Source organism: Ruegeria sp. CDSA077 (assembly GCF_059612265.1).
Genome location: NZ_JBXWQG010000002.1, coordinates 199,743 through 215,052 on the forward strand (window position 1 = coordinate 199,743; position 15,310 = coordinate 215,052).

At 59.3% G+C, this 15,310-nt stretch carries 15 protein-coding genes; 9 read left to right on the forward strand and 6 right to left on the reverse strand.

Features of this window, described 5'->3' with window-relative positions; genetic code table 11:
• Positions 1-37 precede the first annotated feature (37 nt).
• From AC2FLE_RS08145 to AC2FLE_RS08170, 6 genes are read left to right on the forward strand one after another with little or no spacing between them, the layout of a single operon-like run.
• Positions 38-1,084: a rod shape-determining protein gene (locus AC2FLE_RS08145; protein WP_142635599.1), complete on the forward strand. Its 1,047-nt coding sequence runs from the start codon at positions 38-40 to the stop codon at positions 1,082-1,084.
• Positions 1,085-1,139: 55 nt separating this feature from the next.
• Positions 1,140-2,042: a rod shape-determining protein MreC gene (mreC, locus tag AC2FLE_RS08150; RefSeq protein ID WP_281972515.1), complete on the forward strand. Its 903-nt coding sequence runs from the start codon at positions 1,140-1,142 to the stop codon at positions 2,040-2,042.
• Entirely contained in the window at positions 2,035-2,568 is a 534-nt protein-coding gene (locus AC2FLE_RS08155) for a rod shape-determining protein MreD (RefSeq protein WP_496696366.1), read from the forward strand. Before mreC ends, AC2FLE_RS08155 begins: the two co-directional genes overlap by 8 nt.
• Positions 2,568-4,517 carry a penicillin-binding protein 2 gene (mrdA, locus tag AC2FLE_RS08160; RefSeq protein ID WP_496696368.1) on the forward strand — a complete coding sequence of 650 codons (1,950 nt, stop codon included), beginning with the start codon at positions 2,568-2,570 and terminating at the stop codon, positions 4,515-4,517. The genes AC2FLE_RS08155 and mrdA overlap by 1 nt, the downstream gene beginning before the upstream one ends.
• The gene (gene rodA, locus AC2FLE_RS08165) at positions 4,514-5,653 is read left to right on the forward strand and encodes a rod shape-determining protein RodA (protein ID WP_496696369.1); all 1,140 of its coding nucleotides are present in this window, start codon (positions 4,514-4,516) and stop codon (positions 5,651-5,653) included. Before mrdA ends, rodA begins: the two co-directional genes overlap by 4 nt.
• Before the next feature lie 15 nt (positions 5,654-5,668).
• On the forward strand, positions 5,669-6,601 hold the full coding sequence (locus AC2FLE_RS08170) for a 2-hydroxyacid dehydrogenase (protein WP_496696371.1): 933 nt from the start codon (positions 5,669-5,671) through the stop codon (positions 6,599-6,601).
• Here the strand turns inward: AC2FLE_RS08170 and AC2FLE_RS08175 are convergent.
• The 6 genes from AC2FLE_RS08175 to AC2FLE_RS08200 all read right to left on the reverse strand — a co-directional run bounded on the left by AC2FLE_RS08175 (position 6,598) and on the right by AC2FLE_RS08200 (position 13,137).
• On the reverse strand, positions 6,598-8,613 hold the full coding sequence (locus AC2FLE_RS08175) for a M3 family metallopeptidase (protein ID WP_496696372.1): 2,016 nt from the start codon (positions 8,611-8,613) through the stop codon (positions 6,598-6,600). The two genes, AC2FLE_RS08170 and AC2FLE_RS08175, sit on opposite strands and share 4 nt — an antisense overlap.
• A 59-nt stretch (positions 8,614-8,672) precedes the next feature.
• Positions 8,673-9,716: a HesA/MoeB/ThiF family protein gene (locus tag AC2FLE_RS08180; protein ID WP_271948361.1), complete on the reverse strand. Its 1,044-nt coding sequence runs from the start codon at positions 9,714-9,716 to the stop codon at positions 8,673-8,675.
• Entirely contained in the window at positions 9,716-10,171 is a 456-nt protein-coding gene (gene dut, locus AC2FLE_RS08185) for a dUTP diphosphatase (protein WP_496696374.1), read from the reverse strand. Before dut ends, AC2FLE_RS08180 begins: the two co-directional genes overlap by 1 nt.
• Positions 10,172-10,186: 15 nt before the next feature.
• A complete protein-coding gene (gene coaBC / locus AC2FLE_RS08190) occupies positions 10,187-11,383 on the reverse strand; it encodes a bifunctional phosphopantothenoylcysteine decarboxylase/phosphopantothenate--cysteine ligase CoaBC (RefSeq protein WP_496696376.1) in 1,197 nt (398 codons plus the stop codon).
• 63 nt (positions 11,384-11,446) lie between these two features.
• Positions 11,447-12,262, reverse strand: coding sequence for a ChaN family lipoprotein (locus AC2FLE_RS08195; RefSeq protein ID WP_281995197.1), 816 nt, complete (start codon positions 12,260-12,262; stop codon positions 11,447-11,449).
• The gene (locus tag AC2FLE_RS08200) at positions 12,259-13,137 is read right to left on the reverse strand and encodes an RNA polymerase factor sigma-32 (RefSeq protein ID WP_142635576.1); all 879 of its coding nucleotides are present in this window, start codon (positions 13,135-13,137) and stop codon (positions 12,259-12,261) included. Before AC2FLE_RS08200 ends, AC2FLE_RS08195 begins: the two co-directional genes overlap by 4 nt.
• 100 nt (positions 13,138-13,237) lie before the next feature.
• On the opposite strand from AC2FLE_RS08200, the gene cobU reads away from it, so the two are divergent.
• From cobU to AC2FLE_RS08215, 3 genes are read left to right on the forward strand one after another with little or no spacing between them, the layout of a single operon-like run.
• The gene (gene cobU / locus AC2FLE_RS08205; protein ID WP_496696378.1) at positions 13,238-13,759 is read left to right on the forward strand and encodes a bifunctional adenosylcobinamide kinase/adenosylcobinamide-phosphate guanylyltransferase; all 522 of its coding nucleotides are present in this window, start codon (positions 13,238-13,240) and stop codon (positions 13,757-13,759) included.
• On the forward strand, positions 13,756-14,334 hold the full coding sequence (locus tag AC2FLE_RS08210; RefSeq protein ID WP_496691771.1) for a histidine phosphatase family protein: 579 nt from the start codon (positions 13,756-13,758) through the stop codon (positions 14,332-14,334). Before cobU ends, AC2FLE_RS08210 begins: the two co-directional genes overlap by 4 nt.
• A 58-nt stretch (positions 14,335-14,392) precedes the next feature.
• The gene (locus AC2FLE_RS08215) at positions 14,393-15,277 is read left to right on the forward strand and encodes a glutathione S-transferase (protein ID WP_496696380.1); all 885 of its coding nucleotides are present in this window, start codon (positions 14,393-14,395) and stop codon (positions 15,275-15,277) included.
• The last annotated feature ends 33 nt before the right edge of the window (positions 15,278-15,310 follow it).

Here is a 15,310-nt window from a genome sequence, read left to right on the forward strand (position 1 = left end):
GGGCAGTAGAAATTCTGACGAACGGGATCAGTACAACATGGGCATCTTTGGCAATCTGGGCGGCTTGTTCTCAGCGGACATGGCGATCGACCTTGGAACAGCAAATACGCTTGTTTATGTCAAAGGGCGCGGTGTGATCCTGTCGGAACCTTCAGTTGTGGCTTACCACGTCAAGGATGGGGTAAAGAAAGTCCTCGCCGTCGGTGAGGATGCCAAGCTGATGCTGGGCCGAACCCCTGGTTCGATCGAAGCGATCCGCCCCATGCGCGAAGGCGTGATTGCGGATTTCGACACTGCTGAAGAGATGATCAAGCACTTTATTCGTAAGGTGCATAAACGCTCCACCTTCTCAAAGCCCAAAATCATTGTCTGTGTCCCCCATGGTGCTACGCCTGTTGAAAAACGGGCCATTCGCCAATCGGTTATGTCCGCAGGCGCTCGCCGGGCAGGCCTGATCGCCGAACCCATCGCTGCGGCTATTGGTGCAGGAATGCCCATCACCGACCCGACCGGCAACATGGTTGTGGATATCGGCGGCGGTACCACCGAGGTAGCCGTTCTGTCGCTGGGAGACATCGTCTATGCCCGTTCGGTCCGCGTCGGCGGAGACCGGATGGATGAGGCGATCATCTCATACTTGCGCCGCCAGCAGAACCTGTTGGTGGGTGAATCCACCGCCGAGCGGATCAAAACCACCATCGGAACCGCCCGTATGCCGGATGACGGGCGCGGCCAGTCGATGCATATCCGTGGCCGCGATCTGTTGAATGGCGTGCCCAAAGAAATCGAGATCAGCCAGGCGCAGGTCGCCGAGGCCCTGTCGGAACCGGTTCAGGCAATCTGCGAAGCCGTTATGACCGCACTTGAAACTACGCCGCCTGATCTGGCCGCAGATATCGTGGACCGCGGCGTCATGCTGACCGGTGGCGGTGCTTTGTTGGGCGATTTGGATCTGGCACTGCGGGAACAGACAGGTCTGGCCGTATCAATTGCTGATGAAAGCCTGAACTGTGTGGCTTTGGGCACCGGCAAGGCACTGGAATACGAAAAACAGCTGCGCCACGCGATTGACTACGAAAGCTAAGGCGCGCACCCTCTAAAGGGTACATTCGGGCGCGAGCAGCACGGGAAGGAGTCCTGTGGCAAAGGACCGATCACAGCGCGATGAATACACCACCCCGCTCCGCCGTCTGCTGCTGGGGATCGTGGTTCTGTGCCTTCTGGGCATCTTTCTGGTCTGGCGCATTGACAGCCCTCGCGTCGAACGGTTTCGGGCGCAGGTTGTCGACAACGTGGTGCCCTCGATGGATTGGGCGATGGTTCCGGTTACCGCTGCGGTCAATCTGGCACGGGATTTTCAGAGCTATCAACGCCTGAGCGAGCAGAACCAGGAATTGCGCAGCGAGTTGCGTCTGATGCGCGCCTGGAAAGAGGCCGCACTGCAACTTGAGCAGGAAAATGCACGGCTTCTGGATCTAAACAATGTGCGTCTCGATCCGCGCCTGACCTATATTACCGGGGTCGTCATGGCCGATAGCGGTTCTCCGTTCCGGCAGTCGGTTCTGTTGAACGTGGGCGAGCGTGACGGAATCATGGATGGATGGGCCACCATGGACGGGATTGGCGTTGTCGGTCGTATCTCGGGTGTTGGTCCAGATACCGCACGGGTGATCCTGATGACCGACGCATCCAGCGCGATACCTGCCACGATTCAACCGTCGGGGCAGACCGCTCTGATTGCCGGGGACAACACCGCCGCGCCTGTGGTTGAGTTTCTGGAGAACCGCGAACTGGTGCGCCCGGGCGACAGGGTTGTGACCTCGGGGGATGGCGGCGTTTTCCCTGGCGGCCTGCTGATCGGTCAGATTACCGCTGATCCGGGTGGCCGCCTGCGGGTGCGGCTGTCTGCAGATTTTGAACGGCTCAAATTTCTAAGAGTGCTGCGCTATCAGTCTGCGCCACTTATTCAGGACCCCGGAGGAATTGTCGGCCCACGCCAGCCCGAGGCGGCACTGACACCGACGGAGACCGGCGATGGATAGTGCCGCGTCCAATCTGTGGCTCAAACGTGGCCTGTATCTGCTGTTGGCGCTGCTGGTCTTGTTCCTGCACCTGCTGCCACTGGACACGCAGCCGGATCGCTGGCCGTTTCCGGATTTCCTGATTGCGTTGACCTTTGCCTGGGTTCTGCGGCGCCCCGAATATGTGCCAACCCTGCTGGTCGCCCTGATCATGCTGGCAGCCGACCTTCTGTTTCAACGCCCCCCCGGCTTGCTGGCCGCGCTTGTTGTGTTGGGTACTGCCTATCTTCGGTCCGCAACTCCCGGGTTGCGCGACGCGGGCTTTTTGGGCGAATGGACCACCGTTGCCGTCGTGATCACAGCTGTTTTTTTCCTGAATCGCGTCATTCTTGCTATTCTGTCCGTGCAACAAGCGGTATTGGGGATGGTCGTGGTGCAAGTGGTTCTGACAATCGGGATCTACCCATTGATCGTTCTGCTCAGTCAGAACGGTTTTGGTGTGCGTCGTGTCGCACCTTCTGACCCTGGCCTGTCGGGAGGGCGGTAATGAAACAGCGCAAACCTAAGTCACAGGGCCTCGCCTATAAACGTTTGCCACGCCGTGCGCTGATCCTTGGAGGCCTACAAGCCGCTTTTATCGGAGGTCTGGCCGCCCGGATGCGGTTTATGCAGGTAGATCAGGCTGACGAATACCGCCTGTTGGCCGAGGAAAACCGGATTAACATCCGCCTGATCCCGCCCACACGTGGTCGAATATACGATCGCAACGGGCAGATCATCGGGCAAAACTCTCCGTCCTACCGTATCGTCATGGTGCGCGAAGATGCGGGCGATGTTGAAGCCGTCATCTCCAAGCTTTCTGAACTGATCCCACTGACCGAGGATGAGATCGAACGCGCCATGACCGAAATGCGCAGATCGGCCCCGTTCCTGCCGGTCACTCTGGCCGATCAAGTCACGTGGGAAGATATCTCGAAAGTTGCCGTCAACGCCCCCGCCCTGCCCGGTGTCACACCCGAGGTCGGGATGACCCGGCAATATCCCAGATATGAGGATTTCGCGCATATCGTCGGCTATGTCGGACCGGTCAGCGATTACGACCTCAGTCAGATAGAAGATCCGGAACCCGTTCTGCGCATTCCCCGTTTTCAGATCGGCAAGGTCGGGCTTGAGGCCAAACAGGAAATCAGCCTGCGCGGCAAAGCAGGCGCCAAACGCGTCGAAGTGAACGCCACCGGCCGCGTGATGCGTGAACTTGACCGTCAAGAAGGTTTGGCCGGGGCCGATTTGCAACTGTCGGTCGATGCCGATCTTCAACAATACGCTCAGGCCCGTTTGGCTGGTGAAAGCGCCGCCGCAGTGGTGATCGACTGTGAGACCGGTGATATCCGCGCCATCAGTTCCGCACCCAGCTTTGATCCCAACCTTTTTGTGCGCGGAATCTCGGTTGCCGATTACCGAGCTCTGACACAAGACAACTATCGCCCGTTGGCCAACAAGACAGTACAGGGCACTTATCCACCCGGCTCGACCTTTAAGATGATCACCGCCATGGCCGCGCTTGAGGCTGGGGTCATCGGTCCTGGAAACACTGTTTACTGCCCCGGCCACTTGAAAGTCGGCAGTCGCCGGTTCCATTGTTGGAAACGCGGCGGGCATGGTACAGTTGATCTTGGTCTGTCTCTGAAACGCAGCTGCGATGTGTATTATTACGACGTTGCCCTGCGCACAGGCATCGACAATATCTCCGACATGGCTCGTATCTTTGGGCTGGGCGTGAAACACGATATCCCGATGTCCGCAGTGGCTGCAGGGCTTGCCCCCAATCAGGCTTGGAAAGAGCGTGTCCACGGCGAAGAATGGCTGGTAGGTGACACTGCCAATGCCTCAATCGGTCAGGGCTTTATGCTGGCTTCACCGCTGCAACTAGCCGTCATGACAGCCCGGATCGCAACTGGGCGTGCGGTCGCGCCGCGTCTGGTGCGATCGGTCAATGGGGTCGAACAACCCTCGGGCGCCGGGGAACCGCTGGCGGTCAATCGGACTAATCTGGAATATGTCCGCAAGGCAATGTTTTCGGTCTCGAACGACCGGCGCGGCACGGCTTATCGCAGCCGTATCATCTCGGATGAGTTCCGTATGGCGGGCAAGACCGGCACCAGCCAAGTCCGCAATATCACCAAGGCAGAACGTGCGGCTGGCGTTATCCGCAACGAAGACCTGCCGTGGGAACGCCGTGACCACGCGCTGTTCGTCAGCTTTGCCCCCTATGACAACCCGAAATACGCCGTAGCCGTCGTGGTGGAACATGGCGGCGGAGGGTCGAAGGCCGCGGCACCGGTTGCACGGGATATCATGCTGCAGGCGCTGTACAAAGGTACGCCACCACTCGAGGCGTATCCGGCCGCCGATCGTGAGCGTATCAAGGAACAGCAAAAACAGCTCGAGGGCGACCGCCGCCCCAAAGCGCGTCCGCCCCAGAAGGACCGCGCATGAGCTATCTTGAATATGCCGTCAAATCCACGCCATCGGGGTTCCGCAAGTTCCTGTATATGAACTGGCCCCTGACCCTGTTGCTGATCAGCGTGGCCAGCGCAGGGTTCCTGATGCTGTACTCGGTGGCGGGTGGATCATGGACCCCTTGGGCCGAACCTCAGATGGAACGCTTTGGGTTGGGCTTGATCGCGATGTTCATTGTGGCACTGGTCCCGATCTGGTTCTGGCGAAATATGTCGGTTCTGGCTTATCTGGCCTCGATCGCTCTACTTGTGGTGGTCGAGTTGTTCGGAACGGTTGGCATGGGCGCGCAACGCTGGATCGACCTGGGGTTCATGCGCCTGCAGCCATCAGAGGTGATGAAAGTAGCACTGGTGATGGTGCTTGCGGCCTATTACGATTGGCTCCCATCGCATAAAACGTCACGCCCCCTTTGGGTTCTGATCCCTGTCATCCTGATCCTGATCCCAACCTTCATGGTGTTGCGCCAGCCGGATCTCGGCACCTCGATCCTGCTGCTGGCGGCGGGGGGAGGCCTGATGTTTCTGGCCGGCGTTCACTGGGCCTATTTCGCTGCGGTTATTGCCGCAGGTGTCGGTCTGATCGCCACGGTCTTCAACAGCCGCGGAACCGAGTGGCAGTTGCTCAAGGATTACCAGTTCCGCCGCATCGACACCTTCCTTGATCCCTCCACCGATCCGCTGGGCGCGGGGTATCACATCACCCAATCCAAGATCGCGCTGGGGTCCGGAGGCTGGAACGGGCGCGGGTTCATGCAGGGCACACAATCGCGCCTGAACTTCCTGCCCGAGAAACACACAGATTTCATCTTTACGACGCTGGCCGAAGAATTCGGATTTGTCGGCGGCATCACGCTGCTGGTTCTCTATGGGCTGATCCTGATCTTTTGCCTGGTTACGGCCCTGACAACCAAGGACAGGTTTTCCTCTTTGGTCACGCTGGGTATCGCACTGAACTTCTTCCTATTCTTTGCCGTGAACATGTCGATGGTCATGGGCTTGGCCCCAGTCGTAGGAGTTCCCCTGCCGATGGTCAGCTATGGCGGTTCGGCCATGCTGGTTTTGATGGCAGCTTTCGGCATCGTCCAAAGTGCCCATATTCACCGCCCCCGCTGATCCGAAAGGCCCGTTATGACCGCAAACATCCTGTTCTCGGCACGCCCCAAACTATGGCCCGTGTATCAACCCTTGATGACACAGTACCTGACTAATGCCGGGGTCGCGTTTCAGCTAGACACCACGTTTGAACCAGATCAGGTGGATTACGTCGTCTATGCGCCCAATAGCGGCTTACGGGATTTTGCACCTTACACCCGCCTCAAGGCCGTGCTCAGCCTTTGGGCTGGGATCGAAAGCATCGTCGAGAATGACACTCTGACCGTGCCGCTGGCGCGAATGGTGGACCACGGGTTGACGCAGGGGATGACCGAATGGGTCGTCGGTCACGTGCTGCGCTATCATCTGGGTATGGACCGGCACATCACGGTTCAGGATGGGGTTTGGGCCCCAGATCCACCACCGCTGGCCCCGGACAGAACCGTCTGCATCCTGGGCCTTGGCGCATTGGGAGAGGCCGCAGCCCGCGCGCTGTCTGTACTGAATTTCAACGTTACCGGCTGGAGCCGCTCGGCCAAGGCCATCCCCGGTGTCACCTGCTTTCACGGTGAGGATGGGTTGCGTGCGGCACTGACACAGGCCGAGATCGCGGTTCTATTGCTGCCCGATACGCCTGCCACGGAAAACACACTGAACGCCGAAACCCTGTCGCTGATGCCCAAGGGTGCGCATATCATCAACCCGGGCCGAGGACCGCTGATCGACGATCAAGCCTTGCTGGCAGCTCTGGATACGGGCCAGATCGGTCACGCAACGCTGGATGTTTTCCGGGTCGAACCGCTGCCTGCGAGCCACCCGTATTGGACGCATCCAAACGTCACGGTGACGCCTCACATTGCCTCTGAAACCCGCCCCGCTACATCGGCGCAGGTGATCTGTGAAAATATTCGCAGAGGTGAGGCGGGCGAGCCTTTCCTACACCTCGTTGACCGCGAATTGGGATATTAGGCTGCGATAAGGCCGCGCCCCTTCAGCAGGGCCTCAACCCCCGGCAAACGACCGCGGAAGGCCAGATATAGTTCTTCGGCTTCGCGGGAACCGCCAGTGGACAGGATATTTTCCTCCAGCGCGTTTGCGCGTTCGGAATCAAAGGCGCCCCCCGCCTCTTCGAACGCGGCGAAGGCGTCTGAATCCATGACCTCGGACCACATATAGCTGTAATAGCCAGCGCTATAGCCGTCACCAGCAAACACATGCGCAAAATGCGGCGTGGCATGGCGCATCCCGATTGCCGCGGGCATTCCAAGATCCGCCAGAATTTCGGCCTGTCTCGCCATCGGATCGTCGGGCACAGCGCCCTCATGAAAGGCCAGATCAACCAGCGCCGAGGCCACATATTCTACAGTCTGGAACCCCTGATCGAAATTGGCGGCCTTGAGCACTTTCTTTAGCATCTCCTGCGGCATCGGTTCGCCGGTTTCGGCATGGGTGGCGAATTCGGCCAGAACTTCAGGGACTTCAAGCCAGTGTTCGTATAGCTGGCTGGGCAGCTCGACAAAGTCGCGCGCAACGGAGGTGCCCGAGATGCTTTCATAGGTCACATTCGACAGCATCTGGTGCAACGCATGGCCGAATTCATGGAACAAAGTCCGAGCGTCGTCATAAGACAGCAGCGCCGGATCACCCTTGGCGAAATTACAGACGTTGATCACCACCGGAGCCTGCATCTTGGGAAACTTTGTCTGCCCGCGCATCGCGCTGCACCAAGCCCCTGACCGTTTGGAGCCGCGTGCAATGTAATCCCCAATGAACACCGCGATATGTTGCCCGTTCCGTGTCACCTCCCAGGCCCGGCAGTCCGGATGGTACAGCGGTATGTCCAACTGCTTGAATTCCAGCCCGAACAAACGGTTCGCGCAGGCAAAAGAGGCCTCGATCATGCGATCCAACTGCAGGTACGGTTTCAGCGCCGCCTCATCCAGATCGTGTTCAGCCTTGCGGCGTTTCTCGGCGTAGTAACGCCAGTCCCACGCTTCCAAAGGCCCATTCACCCCATCATTCTGCATCATCTGCGTCAGGATTTCGGCATCAGCATTGGCGCGCGTTTTGGCAGGCTCCCAAACCTGCATCAGCAGATCACGGACGCGGTCGGGCGTGCGGGCCATTTCGGTTTCCAGTTTGAAATCGGCAAAACTTTCATAGCCCAGCAGCTTTGCACGTTCCTGACGCAACTGCAGGATTTCGGCGGCAATTTCCCGGTTGTCAGTCTCGCCGCCATTTGCCCCCCGGGCAGTCCATGCGCGATAGGCTTTCTGGCGCAAATCCCGGCGCGGTGAAAACTGCAGAAACGGTACGATCAGTGACCGGGACAGGGTGACAACCGGTCCTTTTGCACCCTTTTCCTCACCCGCTGCCCGGGCAGAATTGACCACAAAACCAGGAAGCCCCTGTAGGTCATCTTCGGACAATTCCATGAACCAATCGCGCTCATCGGCAAGAAGGTTCTGGGTGAAGGACGTCCCCAGCGAGGCAAGCCGCGCTTTGATCTCTTGCATCCGCGTGTCTTCGTTTCCCTCAAGCGCCGCACCAGCGCGCACAAACCCGCGATGCGACAGCATCAGAACGCGTGCCTGCTCATCCGTCAGGCCCAGTTCATCCTTGCGCGCCCACAGATCGGCAACCCGCTGAAACAACGCCTTGTTGGACGAAATCCCCGAGAAATGCGCGGCCAGCTTGGGTGAAAATTCGCGCTGCAACTCCTCACGCAAGGGATTGCTGTCTGCGCCCGCGACCGTGAAGAATACCGACAGAACCTTGTCCATCATCTCTCCTGCAGCTTCCAGCGCTTCGACCGTGTTGGCAAAAGTCGGGGCCTCCGGGTTAGAGGCAATCGCGCCAATCTCAGCGTTATGGGCCTGCATGGCCGCGTCCAGGGCCGGGGCGAAATCCGTGTCGGATATCGTGTCGAACGGTGCAATTTCGAACGCGCTGGTCCAGGCGGACAGAATCGGGTTGGTCATTGAAGTCTCCTTTGTCCCCTACCTAAGAACGACCGCGCGTTCGATCCAGAGCAGAGGGGTTATCCTTTGCCACAAACGGGGCAATCTGCACGGCGAGGCAGTGTAATCTTGCGGCTTTCGCCATAGAGAGCGTCGTAAATCAGCATCTCACCCCTCAGTGCCAGACCCGCCCCGGTGATCACCTTGATCGCCTCAACAGCCATCATCGAACCGACGACGCCAGGCAAGGGGCCGATCACCCCAGCCTCGGCGCAGGACGGGGCCAGACCTGGAGCCGGAGCCTCGGGGAAAATGCACTGATAACAAGGCGCATCGTTGGCCGGGTCGAAAACGCTGAGCTGGCCTTCCCACTGCGACAGCGCACCCGAAATCAGCGGCTTGCCCAACGCGACCGCCGTGCGATTGGCCAAATAGCGCGTGTCGAAATTATCAGTTCCGTCCAGGATGACATCAAAATCGGAAAATAACTCGGTGGCGACCTCTTCGGTCAGTCGGCGGTGATAGGGCAGAACAACCACATTCGGGTTTTGCGCCAGCATGGCCTGCTGGGCCGAAAAAACCTTGGGCATACCGATATCCGCATCCAGGTGGATCACCTGACGCTGAAGATTGGCGTTCTCAACCTCATCATCATCAATCACCCCGATCGTGCCGACCCCGGCCGCAGCCAGATACTGCAAAGCGGGCGCCCCAAGCCCCCCAGCGCCGATCACAAGCACGCGGGCCTGCTTCATCTTTTTCTGCCCTGGCCCACCAATTTCGCGCAACACGATATGGCGGGCATAGCGGTCAAGCTCGGTCTCGGAGAATTTGTCTGAGGGCATGGCTGGCTCCTTGTTCGAGGCCGGCGCCGCGCGTTTTCGCAGCGCTTTCAGTCCCCTTCCATAGATCAGAACCAGAACCCCCGTACCAACCAAAATCAACCAGGTCGCAGCAGAACCACCCGTGGCCTGACGCAGGGGGTTGCCAAGGGGCAAAACCAGCTGTGCCGAGATTACCCCCAGCAACAACACCCCAACCGAAATCATCCGTGCATTGCGTGACACGCCAGCCAGATAGCCGAGCCCCCAAAGCGCTGCGGCGATGATCAGGACAAGTAACATCAGCCGCGCCCGGTCGAACCGAACCCGCCTGCACCGCGGTCAGTATCGCTGAGCGTATCCGTGGCCTCAAATGACGCCTGCACCACCGGGGCGACGACCAGTTGGGCGATACGTTCCCCATGTGTGATTTCAAAGCTCTCCTGCCCAGCGTTCAACAGGATCACCCCCAGAGGGCCGCGATAGTCGCTGTCGATCGTACCCGGCGTATTGGGCAGCGTGATCCCGTATTTCAGCGCAAGGCCCGAGCGGGGCCGGACCTGCACCTCATACCCATTTGGGATTTCAATCCGCAGTCCGGTGGGAACCAGAGCCCGCTGACCGGGCAGCAACGTGATCGGCGTCTTGTCCGGGAAGTTTGCACGCACATCCGCGCCTGCCGCTCCGGTGGTTTCATAAGATGGCAAGGGCACCGAAAGGTCGGCCCCGTCCTCACGGATCACACGAATTGCTACCATCGGATATCCTCTTGTCTAACCGGCCAACGCGTCGGAAATCTTGCGTGCCAGTTTTTCGGCCACTGCGTCTTTGCCCATGCGTGGCCATTCCTCGGCCCCATCGTCGGAAATCAGGATCACCGCGTTTTCGGCCCCTCCCATTATCCCGGTCGCAGGGCTGACATCATTGGCAACGATCCAGTCGCACTCTTTGCGCTCGCGTTTGGCGGTCGCATGTTCGATCACGTTGTCGGTTTCCGCAGCAAAGCCAACAACTAGCGCGGGGCGTCCATCGTCCAGCTTGGCGACCCGCTTCAGAATGTCCGGGTTTTCAGCAAAATCCAGTGCCGGAAGACCGTCGCGCGTCTTTTTCAGCTTGCGGTCCGACGCGCTGGCCACCCGCCAATCCGCCACGGCGGCGGCAAATACCCCGGCATCGACAGGCAATGCTGCATCCACCGCGTCTGACATCTGCTGGGCTGTTTCAACCCGCACAACCTCGACCCCATCGGGTGCGGGAACCTCAGCAGGTCCGGTCACAAACACAACCTCTGCACCCAACGCAGACAGAGCACGTGCAATCGCTGTGCCCTGCGCCCCGGATGAGCGGTTCGCGATATAGCGCACCGGGTCAATCGGCTCGTGCGTGGGACCCGAGGTCACAAGAATGCGTTTACCGCTGAGCGGTCCGCTGCCCAGCGATGCCTCAATCGCGGCGACGATCTCAAGCGGCTCCGACATGCGGCCCGGACCATATTCGCCACAGGCCATGTCGCCTTCGTTCGGCCCGACAAAACGAATGCCGTCCGCCTGCAGCTGTTTCAGATTGCGCTGCGTCGCCGGGTGATCCCACATGCGGACATTCATCGCAGGCGCACACAGAACCGGTGTGTCCGTCGCCATCAGCAGGGTCGAGGCCAGATCATTCGCCAACCCTCCCGCCATTTTGCCCATTAAATCCGCAGTCGCCGGAGCGACCACGACAAGATCCGCAGAGCGGGACAACTGGATATGCCCCATCTCGGCCTCATCGGTCAGATCGAACAGATCGCGATAGGCCTTCTCGCCGGCCAGCGCGGCAACAGACAGAGGTGTCACGAATTCTTCTGCTGCGCGGGTCAGGACCGGCGTAACGGCGGCGCCGCGTTCCTTCAGTCGCCGGATCAGATCCAGTGACTTATAGGCAGCAATACCGCCACCAATGATCAGCAGAATCCGTTTCGATGCCAGCATGTTGTGCCCTTCCCGTCTCGGTCGGCCCCGACATTAGGCAAGCGCGCCCGACAGTTCCAGCGGTTAATTCTGCGGTTGAAAGGCCAGGCAGGGGTCTTCTCGGTCCGCGGTCGGGCTGTCGATGACTGCATCATAGTCCCCTTGGATCGTACCGTCTTCAGACTGACCCAGGACATACACTTTAAGACCCGGACGCAGACGCGACAGGAATGTCGGAATACCGCGGTCCTTTCGTGCGTGGCCATTTCCGGTGATAACTGCAACCGGGCCACCAGTTTCGTCAACGGCACGCAATATGGCCCGTGCCAGCACCGCATCGCGCAACCTTTGGATCGCAACCAGCTGCGGCAGAGCGCTTTCAGGCAGCGCATCGCAATGCGCCGCCATCTGGTCAGCCTCGCGCGCCGCCTGTTCCGCCTTTGACAGAGGTACGGTCAACCCAAATCGCGCTGCGTCAGCGCCTAGCGCAGTTGCAGCGCCACGTTCCATCGCTGTACGCGCTGCCTTACGCGGGACCATTGCGCCATAGACCGGCGCATCCGTGGCCTGAAAGATCGGGTAATACAGGCTGAGAGGGGGCCACCCGGATTCCGCCCAACGCAGGATGCGTGACAGTTCTTCGGGATCGGACGCCGCTTTTTGCGCCAGGCGCTGTGCGCCTTCCTCGGTGACCATTTCCCAGACCACGGCGGAGGGGTCGATCAATGTAATCGCCTGTTCCTGAACCAGATGATGGCGAGGATTGTCATGGGTTTCGCCCAACAAAACAACGTCTGCCATTCGCATCGCGGCCGTAACATCGTCAGGGATCAGGTCATCGGCATGACCGGACCCAGCCATAACCATCAGCGTACACATCAGAATCGCAATCTGTTTCATGCGATGAAGTGTTGCACCTCGCGCGATTGAGCTTCAAGGTTCTTACGCATTTTTACAAAAGCCGCGGCTTCAAGCTGACGCACCCTCTCTTTCGACAGGCCCAGTTCCTGACCCAGGCTTTCCAGTGTGCGCACCGGTTCACGCAGCTTGCGTTCGCGCACGATGAAGCGCTCTCGGTCGTTGAGGGCTTGCATCGCCATCACCAACCATTCGCGCAACTGTTCGGTGTCGTGCTTGTTTTCAACGGTTTCAGCGGCCTGTTCCCGGTCATCCTCTAACGCGTCGATCCATTCGCGCCCGTCTTCATCCGTGGATTGCACAGCGTTCAACGAGAAATCCGACCCTGCCAGCCGGCCTTGCATCATCTCAACGTCGCGCAACGGAACACCGATCTCGGCTGCTATCATCTGGTGCAACTGGTGACGGTCCAGCGCCATCCCATCAGTGGCCGCTTCGCGTTCAAGCCGGGCCTGGACGCGACGCATGTTGAAAAACAGGGATTTCTGGGCAGAGGTGGACCCGGTCCGAACCATTGACCAGTTTCGCATTACATAGTCCTGGATACTCGCCTTGATCCACCAGACGGCGTAGGTCGAGAACCGAACCCCGCGATCCGGGTCAAATTTGTCAGCGGCCTTCATCAGACCCAATCCGGCCTCTTGGATCAGATCATTCATCGGCGCGCCGTAACGTTTGAACTTGGCCGCCATCGAAATTGCCAACCGCATATAGGCCGTGATCAACCGGTGAAGCGCCTTTTCATCACGCTGGTCACGCCAGGCATAGGCCAGCTTCAACTCGGTTTCTGCATCCAGTAACTCGGCCTTCATCGCCCTGCGCGACATCGAGAAATCGTTTGCGCTGTCCAGTGCCATGGAAATCTCCCTTTTTCGCTGGCGCGGCCCGGGCTTGCCTTGCCGACCCATGGTCGATACGCAGAACAACACCAGGTGGATCACTTAAAAGGTAATGATCGTGGGTTCGGATTTAACCTTTGTGCTGGGCGGAGCAGCCTCAGGCAAGTCGGCATTCGCCGAGCAACTTGTTGTTTCATCAAGTAAAAGCCGCGTTTATCTGGCCACATCACAAGTGTTTGATGATGAGATGCGCGATAAGGTTAAGCGCCATGTTTCACAGCGCGGCAGCGGTTGGGAAACGATCGAGGCCCCCCTGGAACTTGGCGCACCCCTGGCCGAGCTGACCCCGGATCAGATCTGTCTGATAGATTGTGCCACCATGTGGCTAACCAATCACCTGCTGGCGGAACACGACCTGCAGCAGGCCCAGACAGCACTGCTTGAAGCGTTACGAGACTGTCCTGCCCCGGTCGTCATCGTCTCGAACGAGGTTGGCCACGGGATCGTCCCGGGCAACGCCCTGTCTCGCCAATTCCGCGAGGCGCAAGGCCGCCTGAACATCGCGCTCGCCGCGCAGGCTGATCTGGTGGTTCAGGTCACTGCCGGGCTTCCTGTGGTATTGAAAGGGCAACTGCCATGACGCGTCTGCATCTAGTCAGGCACGGTCCGACCCATGCCAAAACCATGGTCGGCTGGTCCGATCTGCCTGCTGACCTAAGCGACCACGCCGCCATTGGCCGGCTACAAAGCTACCTGCCGGCCAACGGGTTGTTGATCTCATCCGACCTGTGCCGTGCCGCTGACACGGCTTCGGCGGTACAGGGCACCCGGCACCGCCTGCCCCACCACCCCGACCTGCGAGAGATCAATTTTGGCAGTTGGGAATTGCGCGGCTTCGAGGAAATCGAGGCCGAAGACCCCGAACTAACCTTCGCCTACTGGGACAATCCCGGTGAAGTTCGCCCGCCAAACGGCGAAAGCTGGAATGAAGTCCGAGCCCGCGTCAACGCGGTTATTGACAGGTTGATTGGCGATCACACCGGCCAGGACCTGATCATTGTTGCCCATTTCGGCGTCATCCTGACACAGGTCCAGCGTGCCATGGATGTGGACGCGCAAGAGGCTTTCGGCCACCGGATCGACAATCTTTCCGTGACTGAGATTACTCATCACGGCGACCGTTGGTCGGTCGGTCGGATCAATCACTGCCCGTGATCAGGCCGCGCACAAATCTCTGTTTTACGGATTGAATAGCCTGAGTCATCCTAGACCCATGACCTATGATTTGTTTATCGGAGACCGCCTGTTTTCCAGTTGGTCCTTGCGTGGTTGGTTGATGCTGGAGAAGTTCGACCTGCCCTATCGAAACCACATGATCGGCCTTTATTCAGGCACTATGGCCGAGGATATGAAACCCCTGTTCCCGGCGCGTCTGGTGCCTGCTCTGCGCCTGCCAGACGGAACTGTGGTTGGTGAAAGCCTTGCCATGGCCGAGACCTTGGCTGAGCGCCACCCACAGGTCGGATTGTGGCCCTCTGACGCGGCTGCCCGCGCCACTGCACGGTGGCTTTGCACCGAGATGGTGGCCGGGTTTTCAGCCCTCCGCGGGGAATGCGCGATGCAGCTGCTTCATAGTTGGAAGGGGTTCGAACCGGCGGCCGAAACGCTTTCTGACCTGCGCCGGATCGAAACCCTTTGGGATCATGCGCGCCAAGTGTCTGGGGCGAACACCGGCCCTTTGTTCGGTACATATTCTTTGGTGGATGTGTTTTACACGCCCGTTGCCGCGCGGATCATCGGTTATGGGCTGCCTGTTTCGGACGCCAACCGGGACTATTGCCTGACCCTCCTGTCGGATCCGGTTGTCAGGCAGTGGCGTGCGATGGGTCTGACAGTCCAGTACGACCCTTTCCCGTATTCGCTGGACCTTCAATCGGATCCCTGGCCAATCGGCGGGACATCGTCTGCTGTGGCCGCCCAGAGCGGTCCCTCGGTCAACCAGACCTGCCCCTATTCCGAAGAGCCCGTCACAGATTTTCTGGACCTGGACGGTCAGCGCTGGGGATTCTGCAATCGGTTCTGCCGCGACAAAACCCTCGCCGATCCGGAGGCATGGCCGAAATTCACTCAGATGGTCAGCGCCGTTAACGATTCCTAAACCGGCGGCGTGCCAGTAACGACCTGTTAACCA